The 17690-nt window shown below is 44.2% G+C and carries 17 protein-coding genes; 7 read left to right on the forward strand and 10 right to left on the reverse strand.

Annotation, left to right across the window (positions count from 1 at the left end; genetic code table 11):
- Positions 1-31: 31 nt before the first annotated feature.
- The 4 genes from creD (at position 32) to LP107_RS13460 (ending at position 3660) form a co-directional block, all read left to right on the forward strand.
- On the forward strand, positions 32-1597 hold the full coding sequence (gene creD, locus LP107_RS13445; RefSeq protein WP_112742734.1) for a cell envelope integrity protein CreD: 1566 nt from the start codon (positions 32-34) through the stop codon (positions 1595-1597).
- The gene (locus LP107_RS13450) at positions 1590-1760 is read left to right on the forward strand and encodes a hypothetical protein (protein WP_158079615.1); all 171 of its coding nucleotides are present in this window, start codon (positions 1590-1592) and stop codon (positions 1758-1760) included. The genes creD and LP107_RS13450 overlap by 8 nt, the downstream gene beginning before the upstream one ends.
- Positions 1761-1966: 206 nt before the next feature.
- Entirely contained in the window at positions 1967-2233 is a 267-nt protein-coding gene (gene nqrM, locus LP107_RS13455) for a (Na+)-NQR maturation NqrM (protein ID WP_078273651.1), read from the forward strand.
- A gap of 245 nt (positions 2234-2478) precedes the next feature.
- Positions 2479-3660 carry an MFS transporter gene (locus LP107_RS13460; protein WP_078273652.1) on the forward strand — a complete coding sequence of 394 codons (1182 nt, stop codon included), beginning with the start codon at positions 2479-2481 and terminating at the stop codon, positions 3658-3660.
- Between the two features lie 147 nt (positions 3661-3807).
- On the opposite strand, the gene LP107_RS13465 is transcribed toward LP107_RS13460, so the two are convergent.
- From LP107_RS13465 to LP107_RS13510, 10 genes are all read right to left on the reverse strand, one after another.
- Complete coding sequence (locus tag LP107_RS13465) at positions 3808-4278, reverse strand: hypothetical protein (protein WP_147287298.1); 471 nt, start codon at positions 4276-4278, stop codon at positions 3808-3810.
- Positions 4275-5030: a hypothetical protein gene (locus tag LP107_RS13470; protein WP_112742735.1), complete on the reverse strand. Its 756-nt coding sequence runs from the start codon at positions 5028-5030 to the stop codon at positions 4275-4277. The genes LP107_RS13465 and LP107_RS13470 overlap by 4 nt, the downstream gene beginning before the upstream one ends.
- A 90-nt stretch (positions 5031-5120) precedes the next feature.
- Complete coding sequence (locus LP107_RS13475; protein WP_078273655.1) at positions 5121-5882, reverse strand: ATP-binding cassette domain-containing protein; 762 nt, start codon at positions 5880-5882, stop codon at positions 5121-5123.
- Between the two features lie 11 nt (positions 5883-5893).
- Positions 5894-6592 (reverse strand): CPBP family intramembrane glutamic endopeptidase, encoded by a 699-nt coding sequence (locus LP107_RS13480; RefSeq protein WP_078273656.1) that lies wholly within the window; start codon positions 6590-6592, stop codon positions 5894-5896.
- Positions 6593-6634: 42 nt separating this feature from the next.
- Complete coding sequence (locus LP107_RS13485) at positions 6635-7609, reverse strand: iron chelate uptake ABC transporter family permease subunit (RefSeq protein WP_078273657.1); 975 nt, start codon at positions 7607-7609, stop codon at positions 6635-6637.
- A gap of 9 nt (positions 7610-7618) precedes the next feature.
- Positions 7619-8608: an ABC transporter permease gene (locus LP107_RS13490; protein WP_078273658.1), complete on the reverse strand. Its 990-nt coding sequence runs from the start codon at positions 8606-8608 to the stop codon at positions 7619-7621.
- A gap of 421 nt (positions 8609-9029) precedes the next feature.
- Entirely contained in the window at positions 9030-10073 is a 1044-nt protein-coding gene (locus tag LP107_RS13495) for a siderophore ABC transporter substrate-binding protein (RefSeq protein WP_078273659.1), read from the reverse strand.
- A gap of 206 nt (positions 10074-10279) precedes the next feature.
- On the reverse strand, positions 10280-12877 hold the full coding sequence (locus tag LP107_RS13500; RefSeq protein WP_112742737.1) for a prolyl oligopeptidase family serine peptidase: 2598 nt from the start codon (positions 12875-12877) through the stop codon (positions 10280-10282).
- A gap of 102 nt (positions 12878-12979) precedes the next feature.
- Positions 12980-14272 (reverse strand): porin family protein, encoded by a 1293-nt coding sequence (locus LP107_RS13505; protein WP_112742738.1) that lies wholly within the window; start codon positions 14270-14272, stop codon positions 12980-12982.
- A 20-nt stretch (positions 14273-14292) separates the two neighbouring features.
- Positions 14293-15516: a porin gene (locus LP107_RS13510; protein ID WP_264676061.1), complete on the reverse strand. Its 1224-nt coding sequence runs from the start codon at positions 15514-15516 to the stop codon at positions 14293-14295.
- Positions 15517-15988: 472 nt separating this feature from the next.
- Between LP107_RS13510 and pheS the strand changes: the two genes are divergently transcribed.
- From pheS to LP107_RS13525, 3 genes are read left to right on the forward strand one after another with little or no spacing between them, the layout of a single operon-like run.
- Entirely contained in the window at positions 15989-17047 is a 1059-nt protein-coding gene (gene pheS / locus LP107_RS13515; RefSeq protein ID WP_112742740.1) for a phenylalanine--tRNA ligase subunit alpha, read from the forward strand.
- A 9-nt stretch (positions 17048-17056) separates the two neighbouring features.
- Positions 17057-17287, forward strand: coding sequence for a hypothetical protein (locus LP107_RS13520; protein ID WP_112742741.1), 231 nt, complete (start codon positions 17057-17059; stop codon positions 17285-17287).
- A 3-nt stretch (positions 17288-17290) separates the two neighbouring features.
- Positions 17291-17527, forward strand: a complete 237-nt coding sequence (locus LP107_RS13525) for a type II toxin-antitoxin system VapC family toxin (protein WP_078273665.1) — start codon at positions 17291-17293, stop codon at positions 17525-17527.
- The last annotated feature ends 163 nt before the right edge of the window (positions 17528-17690 follow it).

The raw sequence follows: 17690 nt of genomic DNA on the forward strand, positions 1-17690 counted from the left end.
TATAATGACTTCATGTTTTTAGGAGTTTATTATGCAAAAAATCGGTACAAAATTATCACTCATCGGGGCGGTGTGCCTTGTGTTTTTTGTCGGACTGATGTTCGTGAGCGGACTTGTGAGCGAGCGACAGTCTTATCACGATGAGGTTATCAGCGAGATTAAGTCGTCCCATGTGTCATCGCAAATTCTAGCCACGCCCTTTTTGGTCGCAGGACATGGCGATGAGACGCACTACATTTTCCCCACCAAAAGCGACATTAAGGCGACAAGTGATGTGCGAGATGACGAGTACAAACGGGGCATTTATCGGGCGATAAGCTATGGCACGAAAGTTGTCGTACAGCAGAGTTTTAATGCCCATGCCACCGCCCACAGCTTACACATTGATAAGCCTGCCGAGCCTGTCCAAACGGTATCTCCCGATACCCAAACACAAAACGAGCAGGCCCAAAATCAGCAAACCCAAAACGAGCAAGCCCAATCCACCCCAAGCGAGCAAGTCGCCACCCAAAACCCCCAAGCCACCCAAGCGACACCCACGCCTGCCACACCTACCGAATCCATCCACATTCCCAAACCACTAAGGCTTATCATTGCCCTAAGTGATTTACGGGGTGTCATGCCAACGAATGTAACCGTCAATGGCAAAAGCTATCCTGCCACCTTTGGCACAGACAACGCCCTACCGCATTTGGAAGTGGCTTTGCCCATGACCTTGGATGAATTTATGAAAGATGATTTTATGGGCAGTGGAGAGCTAAATGTGCAGTTTGAGCTTGACGTGTCTGGCATTGGCAGTTTTGGCGTGTTACCGCTTGGCGAGATGAACACCGTTGCCCTAAACAGCAACTGGCAAAATCCCAAATTCCACGGGCAAGCCCTACCCACGCACAAATCGCTCACCGACAACGGCTTTGGGGCGACATGGCAAGCCCATGTGCTAGGCGTGCAAAATCAAAAACTTATCATGGAGCTATCACGGGGCATCATGGGCGATTTTGACCAATACACGCACCACGCTCTGACGACCGATTTTATCCACACTAACGATACCTACACCAAGACTGACCGCAGTATTAAATATGCCTTGCTTATCATCATGGTGTCGTTTGGGACGTTCTTTTTGTTTGAAGTTATCAAAGGCTTACGCATTCACCCCATTCAGTATCTGCTCGTGGCAAGTGCGTTGCTTGTGTTTTATTTGCTTCTGCTGTCGCTTGCCGAACAGTTGGCGTTTTGGCAGGCATACACCATCGCAAGCCTTGCCTGTGTGGGGCTTATCGGTTGGTATGCTTGCTATATGCTCGGCTCGTTTGGGCGTGGTGTGGGCTTTGGGGCGGTGTTGGGGACGTTGTATGCGTGCTTTTATGCGATACTCTCGGCAAGTGGCATGAACCTGCTTATGGGGTCGGTGTTCTCCTTTATGTGCATCGCCGTGGTGATGATTGCTACTCGTCATGTAGATTGGTATGGCATGACAGGGCAAAATGATGACAATAAAAGTGATGAAAGCGACAACACACCACCCACGCAACTGCCACAAGTTACCACAATCAATCAAATCAGTCCAACCAATCAGGAGATCGCCCATGACTAATATCACAACCGTAAACACCCTAATCGGCAAACCCAAATCGGCAATCTTAGATGAATTTGAACAAGATAACTGCGTGGAGTTTTTGCATTGGCTGTATGTGCCAAAATTAAAACTGTTGATGAGCTTTCATCGGCAGGTGTGTGCAGGGGTGGAAGTGGTGTAGAGTAAATAAAAGGCATTGTGAAATAACAATGCCTTTTAAGTTTTTAAAGTTTGGACGTGTGATAGGGGGGCGAATTATATTCGCCCTGATTTAGAATTTTAATAAAGGGTAAATATTTACTGGTCAGCCATTACAAAAAACGGACTGATTTTTTTGGCAAAATTCTTTATAATACACCCTTCATCTCTATCAATTAGGAGAATACCATGAATGATTTGCTCGCCCAATTTATCCCTATGTTTATTGTAACGTTTGGGGTATTTGTGCTGTTTTTTTTGTTTATGGGGATTGGTTATTTGGTCAAGAAAAAACCCCTAAAAGGCTCGTGCGGGGGCGTGGCAACCTTGATGGGCGATGAGTTTTGCCAGTTTTGTGGCAACGACCCCAACAAATGCGACAGTCTCACCGAAGACGACAAAAAAGCCATGCTCGCTAACAAAGCAACATTGGATAAGATTGCCAAAGAGATTTGATTTGGTGGTTTTAAAACTTATTTGAATTTTAAAAAGGGCGAATTATTTGCCCTTTTTCTTTTATGATTACTTAACCTCAAAATATACCAACGGGCGTGGAAAGCACACCCCTACAAAAGTATCATTTAAAAAAATACAGAATTGGTGCAAATTAGGGTCAATTCACTGTATTTATCCTAAATTTTTCCCTTTTCAAGCCTCATCCTTTTTTGTTAAAATTCCATCTTTAGCCACACCAAACCGCCATGCCAAACACCCACCCCCACAAATCCGCCCTGCCCCTTGCCCTACTTATCATCACGCTTGTACTATTGGCGATAAATATGCGTTCGCCCATTGTCATGCTAGGTTCGGTCGCTCCCACGCTTACAGACGCACTGGGCTTATCGGTGTCCGCCATTGGGCTATTGGGGTCGCTTCCCATGCCAATGTTTGCCTTTGGGGCTCTGGTTGCTCCCATGCTCGCCAAGCGTTTTGGGCTAGAAGTTATGATGATGATAAGCGGTGCGGTGCTGGCGGTCGGTGTACTGTCTCGGGTGTGGCTTGGGGTGAGCGGTCTGTTTGTCGGTACGGTTGTGTTGTCGCTTGCCATTGGGCTATTAAACGCCCTAACCGCCCCTTTTATCAAAAAATACGCCCCCAATCACATCGCTCTTGCCACAGGCGTATTTAGCCTATCCATGTCGGTGTGTGCAGGGCTGTGTGCCTATCTGGTCGTACCGCTCATGGGCGTGGTGTCGTGGCAGGTGGCGTTGTCGTGGTGGGGGGTATTTGCGGTGATGACGTTTTTTATGTTGTTATTTATCAATAAGTTCTATCATGCCGACACCGCCCAAACCACAAACACGCCCAGTCATTTTAACGCATGGAAAAGCAAGGATGCTTGGTATTTGGGCGTGTATATGGGCATACAGTCGTTACTGTTTTATACGGTGGCAAGTTTTTTGCCGTCCATTGGCATGGGTTATGGGCTAAGTTTGGCAGACGCAAGCGGACTTGCCCTTGCTTTTCAGCTGTCCGCTCCTGTGGCGATATTTTTATTAACCTTTTTAATCAAAAGAAATTTTTCCATAAAAATCATCGCCTTAGTGGCAAGCCTTGCTAACGTGGTGGGGTCAGGCGGATTGATTTGGCTTCCTGATTATCTCATGCTGTGGTCGGCACTGATGGGCTTTGGCGGGGCGTGTATTTTTACGTTGTCGCTCATGCTGTTTTCTATTCGTACAACACGGCTTGATACCGCTCGGGATTTGTCGGGCATGGTGCAGGCGGTGGGCTATGGCGTGGCGTTTTTTGGCCCGTTGGTGCTGGGTAAATTGTACGAAAAAACAGGCACTTGGGAAGTGTCGCTGTATGTGCTATTTATTCTAATGTGTGTCAATGTCGGTTTTGGCTGGCTGGCTGGGCGTGGGGATAGGGTGGATTGAGTGATATGATTGCCTTATGGGATTTGCACGCTGTCGTGCCTGCGTTGGGCAATTGAACTTCTCGCATTTTTGGTGGGGAATAAGGTGGGGAAAAAATTATATGGTTTAACCAACTTAAAAAGGGCGAGATTTCGCCCTTTTTAAGTTTTAACAAACAGTACCAAATAAATCAGATTGCCCTAAACCGTTATTCTCATCAAAATTAACCAACTCAATTGGTAGTTCAAGCACATCAATAATTCTTGCTATTTCAATATCAGCACTGAATAGTTTTTTGACACCATTTGCAATGGTAATGCCTAAAATTTGAATATCTACCTTAATAATCTGTTTATCTTTTGATTTATTTTTAAAAAAGTCTGTTTTTAATAATTCTCGCATGATATTAGCACTGACGATTGCTGACTTTTTGTCAAAATCGAATTCTTGAATAAAAGAGTGATTGGTTGTTAAAAACAGTTCTCGCTCCATATTATTATCCCGAACCATAAATTCTGCCAATACGGGTGTTGGCAAACCAATTTTATGATTTTGTCTCTCCAATTGTTGCAATAATAAGCGATATTTTTGTTTATCAGCAACCAAAGCAATCAAAAAATTGTTATCCGCCATTATCATGATGAATGACGCTCCATTAGCCAAGTTTGCTCAGGATTATCCAATGCTCGCCAACCGCTTTCACCGCACGCATGAAAGTCGTCCGCCCATTTTGTCAATTCATTTTTATTAGGCAAAACAACAAAGCTTTGAGCGGTAAATTCAGACAATTTCATTTGCCAACCTGTCAATTGATATTTGGCAATACCTGTAAATTCAATCAAACTATCTGCCAGCCAAAGCCCTTCCAAATACCCTGCCAATTCATGAGACAATATTTTATTTACTTTAACAGCAACTTGATTACCATTAGCAAGCAAAATGGTAAAATGGTCAGTATCATCTTTACCATGTGCAGGTTTTTGCAGTTTGCCAATTAGCGTTTCTGTTTGTTTTATGGTTTTTGTGTATTCTTGATAATCCAAGGTTTCAATTAATTGATTTTCACTTTTATTATTTGGCTTTGCCCACAGTTCAGCTTGAATATCAGGATAATATTTGGCGTATTTACGAATGGTTTTTGTCAAAGATTTGTAGGCAGATTTTACCATGCCGTTTTGAAAATTTTGCAAAATTTGGGGGTAAAGCTCTTGATTGGCTCGCACAGAAACCACCGCAGAGCCTTGACGAATGCTATCAAATTTTAGACTATCTTCATTAAGCAGACGAGAAAAATCAGACAATAAAGCCCCCACATCATTTGGATGAATATTATCCAAATCAATGCCAGTCAGTCTGAGTGTGAATGTGGCGTAATTGCTATCAGTCATCATAACGCCCCGTCTAAGTCCAATTAAAGAAAATTATCTAAATATTCTATTATAACACCTTTTGTTTTGATAGTGCAATCTATCAAATCTCAATCACACCACATCCACCACAATCGGCTTGCCATTATGCATCAGCACCGTTACGTCCACGTTATACAGCACTTTCATGTTTTGAGCCGTTAGCACGTCTTTTGGCGCACCCACAGACACCACTTCGCCCCCTTTCATCATCACAACCGTATCGGCAAATTGGGATGCTTGGTTGATGTCATGTAGCACGATGACCACCGTTTTGCCACGACTTGCCAGCACCTTCATCTGTCGCATGAGTCGCCCTGCGTGGTACATATCTAGGTTGTTGAGCGGTTCATCAAGCAAGATATACGGCGTATCTTGGCACACCACCATGGCAATCAGCACACGCTGACGCTGACCGCCCGACAAGTCGGACAAAAACCGCTCCGCCAACATCTCTAATTCAAAGGTCGTAATCATCTCCTCCACCTTATCCTTATCCGCCTGTGTGGGTCTGCCCTGATGATAAGGATAACGCCCAAACATGAGTAGCTCACGCACACGCAGTCGCCCCTGAATGTGGTTTTCTTGGGCGAGCATGGCGACCACTTTTGCCATATCACTATCTGTGGCGGTGCTGATGTCATGCCCATCAAAGCTGATACAGGCGGATTTGTCCTGCAAAGAATTCATGCGAGCCATCAGGCTAAACAGCGTACTTTTGCCTGCCCCGTTCGCTCCGATGAGTGCGATGATTTGCCCTGTGGGTAGCTCAAAGTTTACGTTTTTTAAAATGGGTAAATCGCCGATGTTGTGGCTAACGTTTTTTACTTTTATCATAAATACCCCAATTATTCCAACAAATACAAAGGCAAGCCAAGCCCAAATAAATCAAAAAATGAATGTGCTAAAGTAAATGGCAACAATTCATCACTTTTATAGCGTAATAACAAAAACACAATCCCCAAAGTGGTAATGGTTAATGCTCCTGCCAATCCTTGATAGGTATGAAAGGCAAATCGCACAAACAAAGTAAACACAATGGCAAGGGGCAAATGTTTTTTTGTGGTCAATGCCACCAATCCAATAAAAAACACTTCCTCATAAAAGCCATTTAACAGAGCAAATAAAATAAAGGAAACAGACCACATACTAAAATGCTCGCTTGCCCCATAATGTGCCTCTGTGGTTGGATAAAGCTCGGGAAAAGCCCAGTATTGCAAATACTCATAAAGCGATGCCACCGTTCCTGCAATGAGAATGTATAGCACCACTTTTGGCAATGTCCAGCGATTGACACTAAAATTTAATTGTTTAAAATCAAATTTACGATAGGTCAAATACCCAAACGCCACCAATAATGCCATAATTTCACTCAAAATCCCCGACCAATTACTTGAACTGTTGAATTCCAAAGTCTCAGGAGCAACCTGCTCATGGCTTATCAATTCAAAAAACTGCATATTGGAACTATAAATGGCAAAGCCAAAAAAGATAATCGCCAAAATAACCACATCAAACAAGTGCAATGATTTTAATTTATTTTTCATTCAACAACCTAAATTTATAGATTAAATTTTATGTATTAAGAATTATTGGATTGTACGTTGTTTGCTATATTGCATAAAAATCAGTAGCAAAAACGCCACCCCGCCAAACAGCTCAATGACCACTTCAAGCACGCCTGCCATTTTAAAAATATGCTCAAACACTGCCTGTCCCACGATGAGCGTGCTACTGGCGATGAGCGTCACCAAAATCAGCCTCTCGCCGTGAGCCATTTTTGTACAAAACCGATTGGTCAAAGCACACACAAGTAGCCCAAAAAACGTAATCGGACCCACAAGGGCGGTTGCCATGGATACGAGTAGCGAGATTGTCATCAAAATACCAAGAGACAGCTTATGATACGGCACGCCAAGCGAAATGGCACAATTTCTACCAAGTAGCAATACGTCCAACGCAAACCGTTGTCGCCACACATAAATAAAAGTCGCCACCGACAGCACCACACTGGTGATGAGCAGATTGACATTGATGGCGGTAAAACTGGCATAGCTTTGGGCTTGTACGGTAACAAATTCATCGGGATTTATCATGCGAGCGACCATGTAGGATAGGCTACGAAACAACGTCCCAAAAATCACGCCCACCAAGATAAGCCGTGTCAAATCTTGATTATGTTTAGTAAACAAAAAACGAAACAAAATCACCGACATAATCATCATCATCGCCACTTCAAAGGCAAATTTACCCACTGTTGGCAAGGTGACATAACTTAGCATACCCAAAAAGAACAGCATCAGGCTCTGTATCAAGACATATAAGGCATCAAAGCCCAAGAGACTTGGCGTTAAAATGGGGTTATGCGTAAGCGTTTGAAATAACAGCGTGGACACCCCCACCGCATAGCCTACCACTAAAAAAGCAATGAGTTTGCGAGTACGCAGGGGCAAGGCAAAATCCCAACTGATGACATTTAAGGTCAAATACAGCCCACAGCCAATCACAAGCACGATAAACGCCAACAAAATAGGACTGCCCAATAACTTTTTTATAAAATTCATCACACGCCCCTATTTTGATTTTGACAAAAGCCATAAAAACAGTGCCGACCCTAGCACGCCGAAGACGACATAGACAGGGATTTCAAAGGGATAGCGTATCACACGCCCAATAATATCGCACAAAAGGACACAAGACGCACCAAGCAACGCCACCGCAGGGAGCGACACCCGTAGGCGGTCTCCGACCAGACGGCTCACGATATTTGGCACGACAAGCCCCACAAAGCTAATCGCCCCCACCGTAACCACCACCACCGCACTTATCATCGCCACCATGCCAATGGCAAGCCACATAACAGCGTCTTTATTGACCCCCAAATTTTTGGCGATACCGTCCCCAAGCCCGATAATCGTCAAGCGGTCTGCCATGATATAAGCAATGGCGGACAAAATCCCCACCAGCCACAAGGTCTCATACCGCCCTGCCAGCACGCTAGAAAAATCGCCAAACCGCCACACCGAGAGCATTTGCACCGTCTCGGTCTGATACGCCAAAAACAGCGTAAACGAGTCAATGATCCCCCCAAACACAATCCCCACAAGCGGAATGATGAGAAAATCGGTGGGCGGTAAGCGTTTGATAATCTGCATAAAAATCATCATACCGCCAAACGCCATGACCGTTGCCACGCTCATCTTACCCAAAAGGGGCAAGGTTGGCATATAAAGGCTTGTGAGCAAAATCCCAAGCACCGCCGACTGTGTCGCCCCAACCATAGACGGCTCAACAAAGCGGTTTTTTAGCACGACCTGCATCATCATGCCCGCTATCGCCATGCTCGCCCCTGTCAAAATTAAAGCGAGCGTACGGGGCAGACGGCTCACCAAAAAAAGCTGTGAGCTGTTGTCGGTGTCGTCAAAGAGTTTTGCCCATGAAAAATCCGCCACCCCCACCGAAATGCTGATGACAATCAAAACAAACAAAAGCAAAAACGCACCAACATTGACAAATGTTGGCGACCACCAAGAAGTTGGGGCGGAGAGTGTCGCTGTGGTCATAGGGTTCCCAAGTGATAATTCCTAAGGTGCATGGTGAGGCAAAGGGGTTTATAATTTAAAATGGGTTTATGCAGCCAACAAAATTGAATTTTTACTACGGAAACCGTTCGCCACAAGCTTGCCTGCGGGTCGGTTTCCATCATGGTTCGACAGGCTCACCACGAACGAAAAACTGTAGTACTCTTTCATTTTGTAGAGTGTATGATAAATTGATATGATCAAATCAAAATATATGCCCCAATTTGCATTTTTAAAATAATGCCTTTGTAGGGGCGAATACAACGCCCAAAAAACTTATGGTACAGGGCAAATGTAATTTACCCCCTGTAAATTCACTACAAACACAATCAATTAACAATGCTAATAAAAATCAGCAGAAGGGCGAATAAAATCCGCCCCCTTTTTTTACACCTAACATCAATTACTGAGCTGTTTTTGCATTAAACGCATCGGTAACAATCTTAGCATCTTTTAGCCATTGGTAATAACCCCCAAAGGCAAGATAAGAATCTGGACTGACATAGACGATTTGGTTATTTTTATAGGCTTTGGTGTTGTGCATGAGTGGGTTATTTAGCACTTCCTTAGCCGATACGCCTTCTTCGCCAATCGCTGACGTGCGGTCTAGGACAAACAGCCAATCAGGGTCAACTTTTTGGATATATTCAAAGCTAATGGGCTGACCATGACGCTCTTCGTTTTTGTTCACGTCAGCGTCCGCCATAGGAATGCCGAATGTGGTGTGTAGATAGCCGTAGCGTGAGTTTTTGCCATAGGCGCTCATTTTGTTGCCGTTGATAAGAATGGCAAGCCCGTTGCCCTTGCCTTCTACCGCTTTTTTGGTCTCGGCGATGGCAGTATCAATGTCGGCGATGAGTTTGTCGGCTTCTGCAGTTTTACCAAACACTTTACCAAAATCGGTAATCTGCTGTTTGCTTGACTCATAGACGTTGTTGGTGTCAATGGTTAGGTTATACGTTGGGGCGATTTTGCCAAGCTCTTCGCTCTTTTCTGCCATACGAGAACCCACAAAAATCGCTTGTGGTTTTAGGCTGTGCAATACTTCTAAATTTGGCTCAAATACTGTACCAACGCTTGTGCCATCTGGCGTGCCGTCCGCTTTTAGGTTTAGGGTAGCGATACGCTCGGCGGTCATCTCCGCTGACGGCATACCTTGCACCGCAACGCCCAAGGCTTTTAGGTTTTGTAGGGCGGTCATGTCATAGACGGCAATGGGATTAGGATTGGCAGGGATGGCCTGCTCGCCTGTGGCGGTCTTAATGATAACATCGCCTGTGGCAGGGGTCGCTGTGGTGTCAGCAGGTTTGGTCTCTGCCGACTCAGCCTTTTGTTCTGTTTTTTGCTCGGCAGGGGCGGTGTCTGTGGTTGCAGGTTTGTCTTGGTTGCAAGCGGTCAGACCAAACACACCAACAACGGCAAGGGCTAAAAGTTTTTTGGTAAACATAACACGTCCTATATATGACAAAACAAGAAAGATAAATGATGGTTACATATTTTAACCAAAAATCTTTGATAAATCAATGAAAATAGGAATATTTAACAAATAATTTAGATTGCCAGTTGTGGTACATGATGAGTTATAGTCATCTAAAATTCATTGCCCATCAAAAACAAAACCCAGCCCAAGCTGAGTTTTTGTTAATGTCAATACTACTGAACAGAACGTTCTTTGAGACGTTTTTGACGCTTGACTTCATCTTCGGCTCGCCATTTGTCCGTTTTCATCTCGTCAGCCGTAGGACGCACTTCTAGGTTTGGTATGTCTGTCACGCCCATCTCCTGGAACGCAAAAGCAATCGTCATCAGCTCGTCTTCTTTTCGCTCATTATAAGTATTTGGGCTGTGTCCTTGGTTTTCAGCGGCATGAAGAAGTGCGGGACGACCACAGCTTTCTATCTCCTGAAAACGTGCAACAAACTTATAAGAATGCGACGGCACCACACGGTCATCTCGCTTGGATGTTTGTACCAAGGTAGATGGATAACAAGTGCCTGCATTTAGGTTATGATAAGGCGAATAACTCATCAAAACATCATAAACACGACGACCTTCTGATGGCACGCCATACTCTTCCATCCAATACTGCGTAATGCCCATGTCCGCCTGACGCAGTTGGTCTAAGACAGCCACCTGTGGGAATGCCACACGATACTTCTCTGGATGACGCACCATGGCGGCTCCCACCAAAAGACCACCGTTAGACCCACCAATAATGCCTAGATGGTCAGGGTTGGCATAGCCTGCTTGATTTAGGTAGTCAGCAGCAGCAGCAAAGTCATCATAACCCGTCAAGCGTTTGGTGTGCTTAGCAGCATCTTGCCACTCTTGTCCGTATTCGCCACCGCCACGGATAAAGGCATGAGCCCAAACACCGCCATTTTCTAGCCATGCGGTGTTGGCGGGAAAGCCAAAGGTTTGGTCATAGATGACACCATAACCACCATAGCCGTATAATAATGTCGGGTTCTTACCATCTAAGGGAATGCCTTTTTTGTAGCTGATATTCATCGGCACCTGCGTGCCATCATAGGATGTATAAAATACCACCTTGCTTTCGTACTGCGTCTCATCAAATGGTGCTAAGTTAAAGCGACGAATATCCAAAAATTCATCTTTGGCAATGCTATACTTATAATCCGTGGGCGGGAATGTTGGGTTCTCAAAACGAAACTGCACATAGTTTTCGTTGGATTCAGCATCATTTTCGTCCACTTCGTGATTGGAATCGGTTTGCTCTTTGTTCACCAAGTTGCCAGTCAGCTCAGAAATAAAGCCCGCCCCCTGTGGTGGTGTCAAATCTTTTAAAAAGACACCTGTGGTAGCATCCACCAGTTTAAGGCGACTCACCCCATCTTTTAGGTAGGTCACCAAGAAGTAGCCATTACCTTCTTCGTGATAATACGCATCACGCATCAAATCCAAATCCTGCGGAATATTAACCACCACTTCACGCTTTTTTAGATTGTCAAGATTACTCTTAATCAGCTCGCCCCTACGGTCATTCTCACCACTAATAAACCACACGTCACGGGTCTCTGGGTCAAAATGTATCAGCTGTGCCAAGATGTTATTATTAAAAGCTGGATTGTATCTAACCGCTTTATCAAAGAATTTATTATCATGCAAGCGATACACATCGCCTGTCTTACGGTCTTTGATATAAGCCGTTGTTGTACCCTGGTACATGCCATCCATGACCAAATAACGGTCATCATCACCATCAAAATAGATGCTGGTGATTGCACCACCACCCACTTGGTTTGAGTTGGTTTCGATAGGGTCAATAAAACGCTCTTTGCCAATATCACGACGATAGACAGCAAGCTGGGGCACACTACCCACATAAAACAGCGTATCATCATCTAGCCATGTGGATGCCAAAATATCTCGTCTAAGACCTTTGATAATGGGCGTGGCAAGTTCGCCTGTACGGGTATCTATGACGTGCAAAAATCTAGGGTCAACATCAGAAAATCCTTGACGCACAAAGAACGACACATAAGAGCCATCTTTACTAACCTTAACACCACGAATAGCAGCATTGCCATCTGGGGTCATCTTACCATCTGGGGAAATGGTCGCCTGATTGACAAGTTCGGTGCGAGTGCCATCTGGATCAATACGCTCAATGCGACTAAACCCATCAACATGACGATAATAACGAATCTCGCCAATCTTATCCCGATAAAAACGACTCATAGTATGCTCAACATCTTTTAGAGCATCGTAGTTTCTTTTTAGCTGGTCATAAACAGTAGAGCTTTGAATGTACGCTTCCGTTACTGCATTTTGCTCATTCACCCATTCATTAACCTCACTGGACACCCTAGGTTGCACCGTTTGTAGATACCGAGTGGTCTCAGCCGCCAACGGTCGGTCGTCTTCAAAACGAGTACCAATGAAGTTTCGCTCACGGTCAGCATCGGTCTCTTTGGCAACATATGCATCAATATTATCATACTCTTCTAACCAGCGGTATTTATCCACATGGGTGCCACCAGAATAATGGTCAATGCCATCATCTGGGGCATGCTGATTATCGATGTATTGGGCATTTCTGGTACCTGCAGTATTGGCAGAGATGCCAAATTCACCGTGTAAAAAAGGGTCGTAACTGTCTTGATGCACCCGAGTTTTTGGGTAATTTAGTTTATTACTGCTGTCAGTGTCATCATCAGCCTGTACCGTTGTCATGTAGACACACGACATCACTGCCAATGCCAACGTGGTAAGTTTTAATCTCATCATGGGCAACTCCTTAATTTTTTGCCATGCAAATCAACCAATAAATACACCTGTCAGGAGCAAGTCTCATCGCCTGCCCCCGCATTTTTATATTGTGTTTTGTGCTTAGAATGTAAACACCATGCCCACACGCACATTGTCATCGGTCAATTTGCCAGTATCCTTGCCACCGACCTTATAAACTGTCTCTTCGGTATCATAACGACCATAGACACGAACATTGGGACGAATGCGATAGTCTAGCTGTACATAGGCTTCTTTGGTGTCGGCTTTATCATAGAGATGTTGCTCGCCTGCCCCCACATAAGAATACATCGCCAAATCTGTCCAACCACTGTCCCGATAGGTGGCATACAAAGAGCCTGCGTCATTTGTTAATGCTGATGCACCTGCCTTTAGATTTGTCTCAGCTTTTTTGGTGCCATAGCCTGCACTGACCTTAAAAACAGGGTTGATGTCATAGGCAATCTTCGCTCCCAGATAATCCGTGGTGCGTTTATCCAAAGGTGTGTTACGACTGTCTGACATGTTTTCTTTTTTGCGACCGATATCCGCCGCTATCAAGAACTTACCTGCCTGATATTCTAATGATGCCGCTACACCATCAACTTTTTGTGGGTAGCGGTTTAGAGTGTTTTGGTTGGCAGTCCACTGTGCTTCTGCAATGTTGGTCACAGGGTTAAAATCACTGTGCGTATAGCCTGCCGCCACTCTTAGGCTTTGATTATCAGCGATGGGAAAGCGGTAACTTGCTGACACGCCATAGCCTGAGTCCACTTCGGTGTTATTTTCTTTGGTCACATCGTTATAACCTGCAAAACTATAATAAGCACTGGTTTGCAAGCCTTTGACGCCATAATAGTCCAAACGCACCGCATTGGTACTAAAAATATCTAGTGGCGTATCTGTGCCGGTACGATTAACATAGTTGGTGTGTAGGTATTGGCGACCTAGGCTAATCGCCCCCAGATTGCGTTTGTCAAAAGACAAACTTGAATTAGACAAATAAAAATCACGCCCATCACTATAGCCAAAGCCGACATTACCCGTCACTCGCCAGTCATTTGGCAACTCTTGTGAGCCGCGAAAATCCACATAGGACACGCCGTGGTTTTGTCCCAAACGTGGCTTTCTGTCAGTACTGGACAACTCTGTGCCTGCTGGGATGTTACTGCCCCAATGCCAACTATTTCCATCAATGTAAGCACTCGCCATTGGGCTTTGTAGCACAAACTTCTCATCCTGTTTGGTGGCTTGCATGTCAATCTGTCCGCTGATGTCCAAAGACAAGCCATCTTTTTTGTAAAGATTATAAACTGCCTGAGAGCTGGTTGCTGTTAGAATCACGCCTGTCATTAGGGCGATTTTGGTTAATTGAAAAGATTGGGTCGCTTTCATAAAAAATTCCTTTAAAATAATTAAAATGAGAATGATGCCCCGATGTTGGCGGTGAGTTGTTCACGATTACTAAATTCGCCTTCGGTAACATAGTTGGTGGTCTTTAAGTTGGTGACTGAGCCATTTAACGTAATGCCCTTATACAGCTCATATTGCAGACCCACGCTGTATCGATCTTGCTCAACTTTATCAAAGAACAACGCTTCTGTTCCCGAATAAGGCTCTAACCTACCAAAATCCACCATTCTCTCAAAAGGTGCAGGTGAGTTATTTTTAGAATGGCTGTGTCCATAGCTTAGCGTACCTTTTAGACGTGGGGTGAATTCATAGTCCACTTTGGCACCATAGACTTTTTTGTCTACACCACTGGTGACATAACCATTGTAAGACTCTTCACGCTCGCCATAGTCTAGCCCAACCATCCAGTCATTATGGCGAAACCCAACACCGAGTAGATAAGCATCTGCTTTTTCGGCAACATCATAGTACGCCATGTCATCATGACCCTTACTGCGACTATAACCGCCCGCCAAGGTCAGCGTTTTGCGTGGTGCAAAATCAAAGTCATACTTGGCAGAAACCCCATCACTGTGATGCCACCCTAAGGCTCTGCGGTTATTGACATCTGCTGACTGAGTTAGCATGTGATAGGCGGACAAAGTCAGATTGGGCACGCCCGTATATCTGGCATTGATGTTGGTGCCTGTGTCATTCATGGTGTTTAGCATACCCAAACCTGTCTGGCTCACACCAAGCCTATTGAAACGACTGCCGACACTCAGTCTGCCTTGCTCGCCATAAGTACCAAAATCAAACCAAGCCCCCCAATAAGCACCCTGGTTACGACTGTCACTCTCACTAGCTTCTATCAAAATGGAGCTGTTGGCGGTAATTTTTGGGGTCAGTCTTTGGCTGGCATAAAACTCAACCGAACCCCAGTTAAGACCGTTTAATCTGAGCTGTTCGTCGCTGTCTTTACGGTCTTGATTGGCAAGCACATCAGCGACACTGCCATTAGTGCCAAAAATCCTAGGATCACCATAAGTATAGTTAAACTTATTAGATTCGGTGCTAAAATTGGGATTAATACTGCCATAAATACCAAGGCTTAAACCATCTTTAACCGATGGTGTCTCCAACATCGCCGCATGAGCTGGCATGGCAAACAATGCCAAAACAGACATGGGAACAATCCAACGGAGCTGTCTGGCAAGTGGATGAAGGGGGTGGATTAGTGTGTGCATAGAAAGTTTGTTCTCCTTAACACCAAAAAATAACATCCAAGTCACAAAGCACAAAAGATTTGTAATGGCTAACATTCAGTCGAAGCGACTTGGGTGGCTACATGACATTTTGTGATACATATGCATAACTAAATATTATGTTATGTAACTAAATGATACAAAAATCTTTGTTTGTGTAGAATAATGTTGATTTTTGAAAATGTCAAGTAGGAAAAATTAATTTTTTCACATTTTTGTCATGATTTTATGTAAAGACATCGTTTAAGCCAAGCTCATAATAATCACTTCCATATTTGGGATAACCAATGGCCTATTTTTCAATATTTTATGCTTACTATATATCCTTAAACCCAAAAAATCGGTCATGTTTTGCCCATAATTTGTCAGTTTTTGCCAAAATAGCATGGTTTTTGTTTACATTTTTATAATTATTTTTTACAATAGTTCTTTTAAATTCATGATGATAACGAACATGACTGATACTCATTCTCCCTTAGACGTGGTGCTTGCCCTATCGCATTTGGATAAACCCCTAGCAGACATTAGCAGTGATGATTTTGATGATTATGCCAAACAGGTCATCGAAGCGATTGGCACGGCTTACGACACCGCCCAATTACAAGAATTAAAAGGGGCATTGCAAGGCAAAAAATCCCCCATTACCGCCCTCTCCAAACAAATGGGCGGACTTGACAGCGAGGGCAAAAAAACTTACGGGGCGTACTTGCACGAGCTTCGCACCCGTATCGCCACCGCCCTTGATGAACGTGGGGCGGTATTGGCAAAAGAAGCCCTGAACGCCAAGCTCATGGCAGAGCAAATCGACATCACGCTCCCGCCACGCCACCGCCCCACAGGTGGACTGCACCCGATTACGCACACCACACAGCGTATGAAAAAGTTTTTTGTGCAGGCGGGATTTAGCGTGGCGACAGGCCCTGAGGTTGAGAGCGATTATTATAACTTTGAGGCATTAAATATCCCTGACCACCACCCTGCTCGTGCCATGCACGATACCTTCTACTTTGACGCTCATTATCTACTGCGTACGCATACCTCTGGCGTGCAAATCCGTACGATGGAAAAGAGCGAACCGCCCCTGCGTATCATCTGCCCTGGGCGTGTGTATCGCTGTGATAGCGACCAGACGCACTCGCCCATGTTTCATCAAATGGAAGGTTTGATGATTTCACAATCGTCCAATTTTGCCGAGTTAAAGGGCGTGATTCATGAATTTTTGAATGCGTTTTTTGGCAGGGAAATGACCGTGCGGTTTCGTCCGAGCTTTTTCCCCTTTACCGAGCCGTCTGCGGAGGTGGATATTTTATCCGACTCTGGCAAATGGTTAGAAGTCTTGGGCTGTGGCATGGTACACCCCCAAGTACTGCATAACTGTGGCATTGACCCTGACGAATACACAGGCTTTGCCTTTGGGCTGGGTATTGAGCGTTTTGCCATGCTGTATTATGACATTGATGATTTGCGAGTATTTTTCCAAAATGATGTAAGATTTTTAGGGCAGTTTGCCTAAGGAAGCCATATGCTAAATGCTTATCAAGCGGTCATCACAAACGGTCAATTGATTTGGCTTGACCCCATTCCCAATCTTGAAAATCAGACAGTAACGGTCATTGTGTTACCCAATCAGCCTGCTGAAAAACCTGCGGATAAACCCAGAAAAATCGGCATGTCCGCAGGTAAAGCCAAATTTCCCGATGATATTAATAAATATGATGATGAAGTGGCAAGATTGTTTGGCGTGGAATTGTAAGACGTGGCGTATTTATTAGATACCCACATTGTACTTTGGTTAAATTATGAACCCCATAAAATCACTTATGAACTTGAACAAATTTTATTAAATAAAAATCATAAAATTTATTTTAGTTCAGTAAATATTTGGGAAGTGGCAATCAAATCAAAACTGGACAAACTTGATATTGTTAGGGCAAATCCAAAAGGACTGTATGATGATTTGTTGGACGGTGGTTATGATGAATTGGCTGTCTGATCAAAATATTGCATACAATTAGAAAATTTGCCTTTTGTGCATAGAGACCCTTTTGATAGATTGTTAATCAGTCAAGCCATGAGTGAAAATTTAACTTTAATTACTTATGATAACTGTATTTTAAAATACGATTGTGTTAAAACTTTAAAGATTTAATACATAA

This window comes from Moraxella bovis (genome assembly GCF_025985205.1).
In the GTDB taxonomy this organism is placed as follows: Bacteria; Pseudomonadota; Gammaproteobacteria; order Pseudomonadales; family Moraxellaceae; genus Moraxella; species Moraxella bovis.

Bases quoted from the DNA above. Each gene is read 5' to 3' on its own strand.
- creD (WP_112742734.1), top strand. From the start codon at position 32: ATGCAAAAAATCGGTACAAAATTATCACTCATCGGGGCGGTGTGCCTT.
- LP107_RS13450 (WP_158079615.1), top strand. From the start codon at position 1,590: ATGACTAATATCACAACCGTAAACACCCTAATCGGCAAACCCAAATCG.
- nqrM (WP_078273651.1), top strand. From the start codon at position 1,967: ATGAATGATTTGCTCGCCCAATTTATCCCTATGTTTATTGTAACGTTT.
- LP107_RS13460 (WP_078273652.1), top strand. From the start codon at position 2,479: ATGCCAAACACCCACCCCCACAAATCCGCCCTGCCCCTTGCCCTACTT.
- LP107_RS13465 (WP_147287298.1), bottom strand. From the start codon at position 4,278: ATGATAATGGCGGATAACAATTTTTTGATTGCTTTGGTTGCTGATAAA.
- LP107_RS13470 (WP_112742735.1), bottom strand. From the start codon at position 5,030: ATGATGACTGATAGCAATTACGCCACATTCACACTCAGACTGACTGGC.
- LP107_RS13475 (WP_078273655.1), bottom strand. From the start codon at position 5,882: ATGATAAAAGTAAAAAACGTTAGCCACAACATCGGCGATTTACCCATT.
- LP107_RS13480 (WP_078273656.1), bottom strand. From the start codon at position 6,592: ATGAAAAATAAATTAAAATCATTGCACTTGTTTGATGTGGTTATTTTG.
- LP107_RS13485 (WP_078273657.1), bottom strand. From the start codon at position 7,609: ATGAATTTTATAAAAAAGTTATTGGGCAGTCCTATTTTGTTGGCGTTT.
- LP107_RS13490 (WP_078273658.1), bottom strand. From the start codon at position 8,608: ATGACCACAGCGACACTCTCCGCCCCAACTTCTTGGTGGTCGCCAACA.
- LP107_RS13495 (WP_078273659.1), bottom strand. From the start codon at position 10,073: ATGTTTACCAAAAAACTTTTAGCCCTTGCCGTTGTTGGTGTGTTTGGT.
- LP107_RS13500 (WP_112742737.1), bottom strand. From the start codon at position 12,877: ATGATGAGATTAAAACTTACCACGTTGGCATTGGCAGTGATGTCGTGT.
- LP107_RS13505 (WP_112742738.1), bottom strand. From the start codon at position 14,272: ATGAAAGCGACCCAATCTTTTCAATTAACCAAAATCGCCCTAATGACA.
- LP107_RS13510 (WP_264676061.1), bottom strand. From the start codon at position 15,516: ATGCACACACTAATCCACCCCCTTCATCCACTTGCCAGACAGCTCCGT.
- pheS (WP_112742740.1), top strand. From the start codon at position 15,989: ATGACTGATACTCATTCTCCCTTAGACGTGGTGCTTGCCCTATCGCAT.
- LP107_RS13520 (WP_112742741.1), top strand. From the start codon at position 17,057: ATGCTAAATGCTTATCAAGCGGTCATCACAAACGGTCAATTGATTTGG.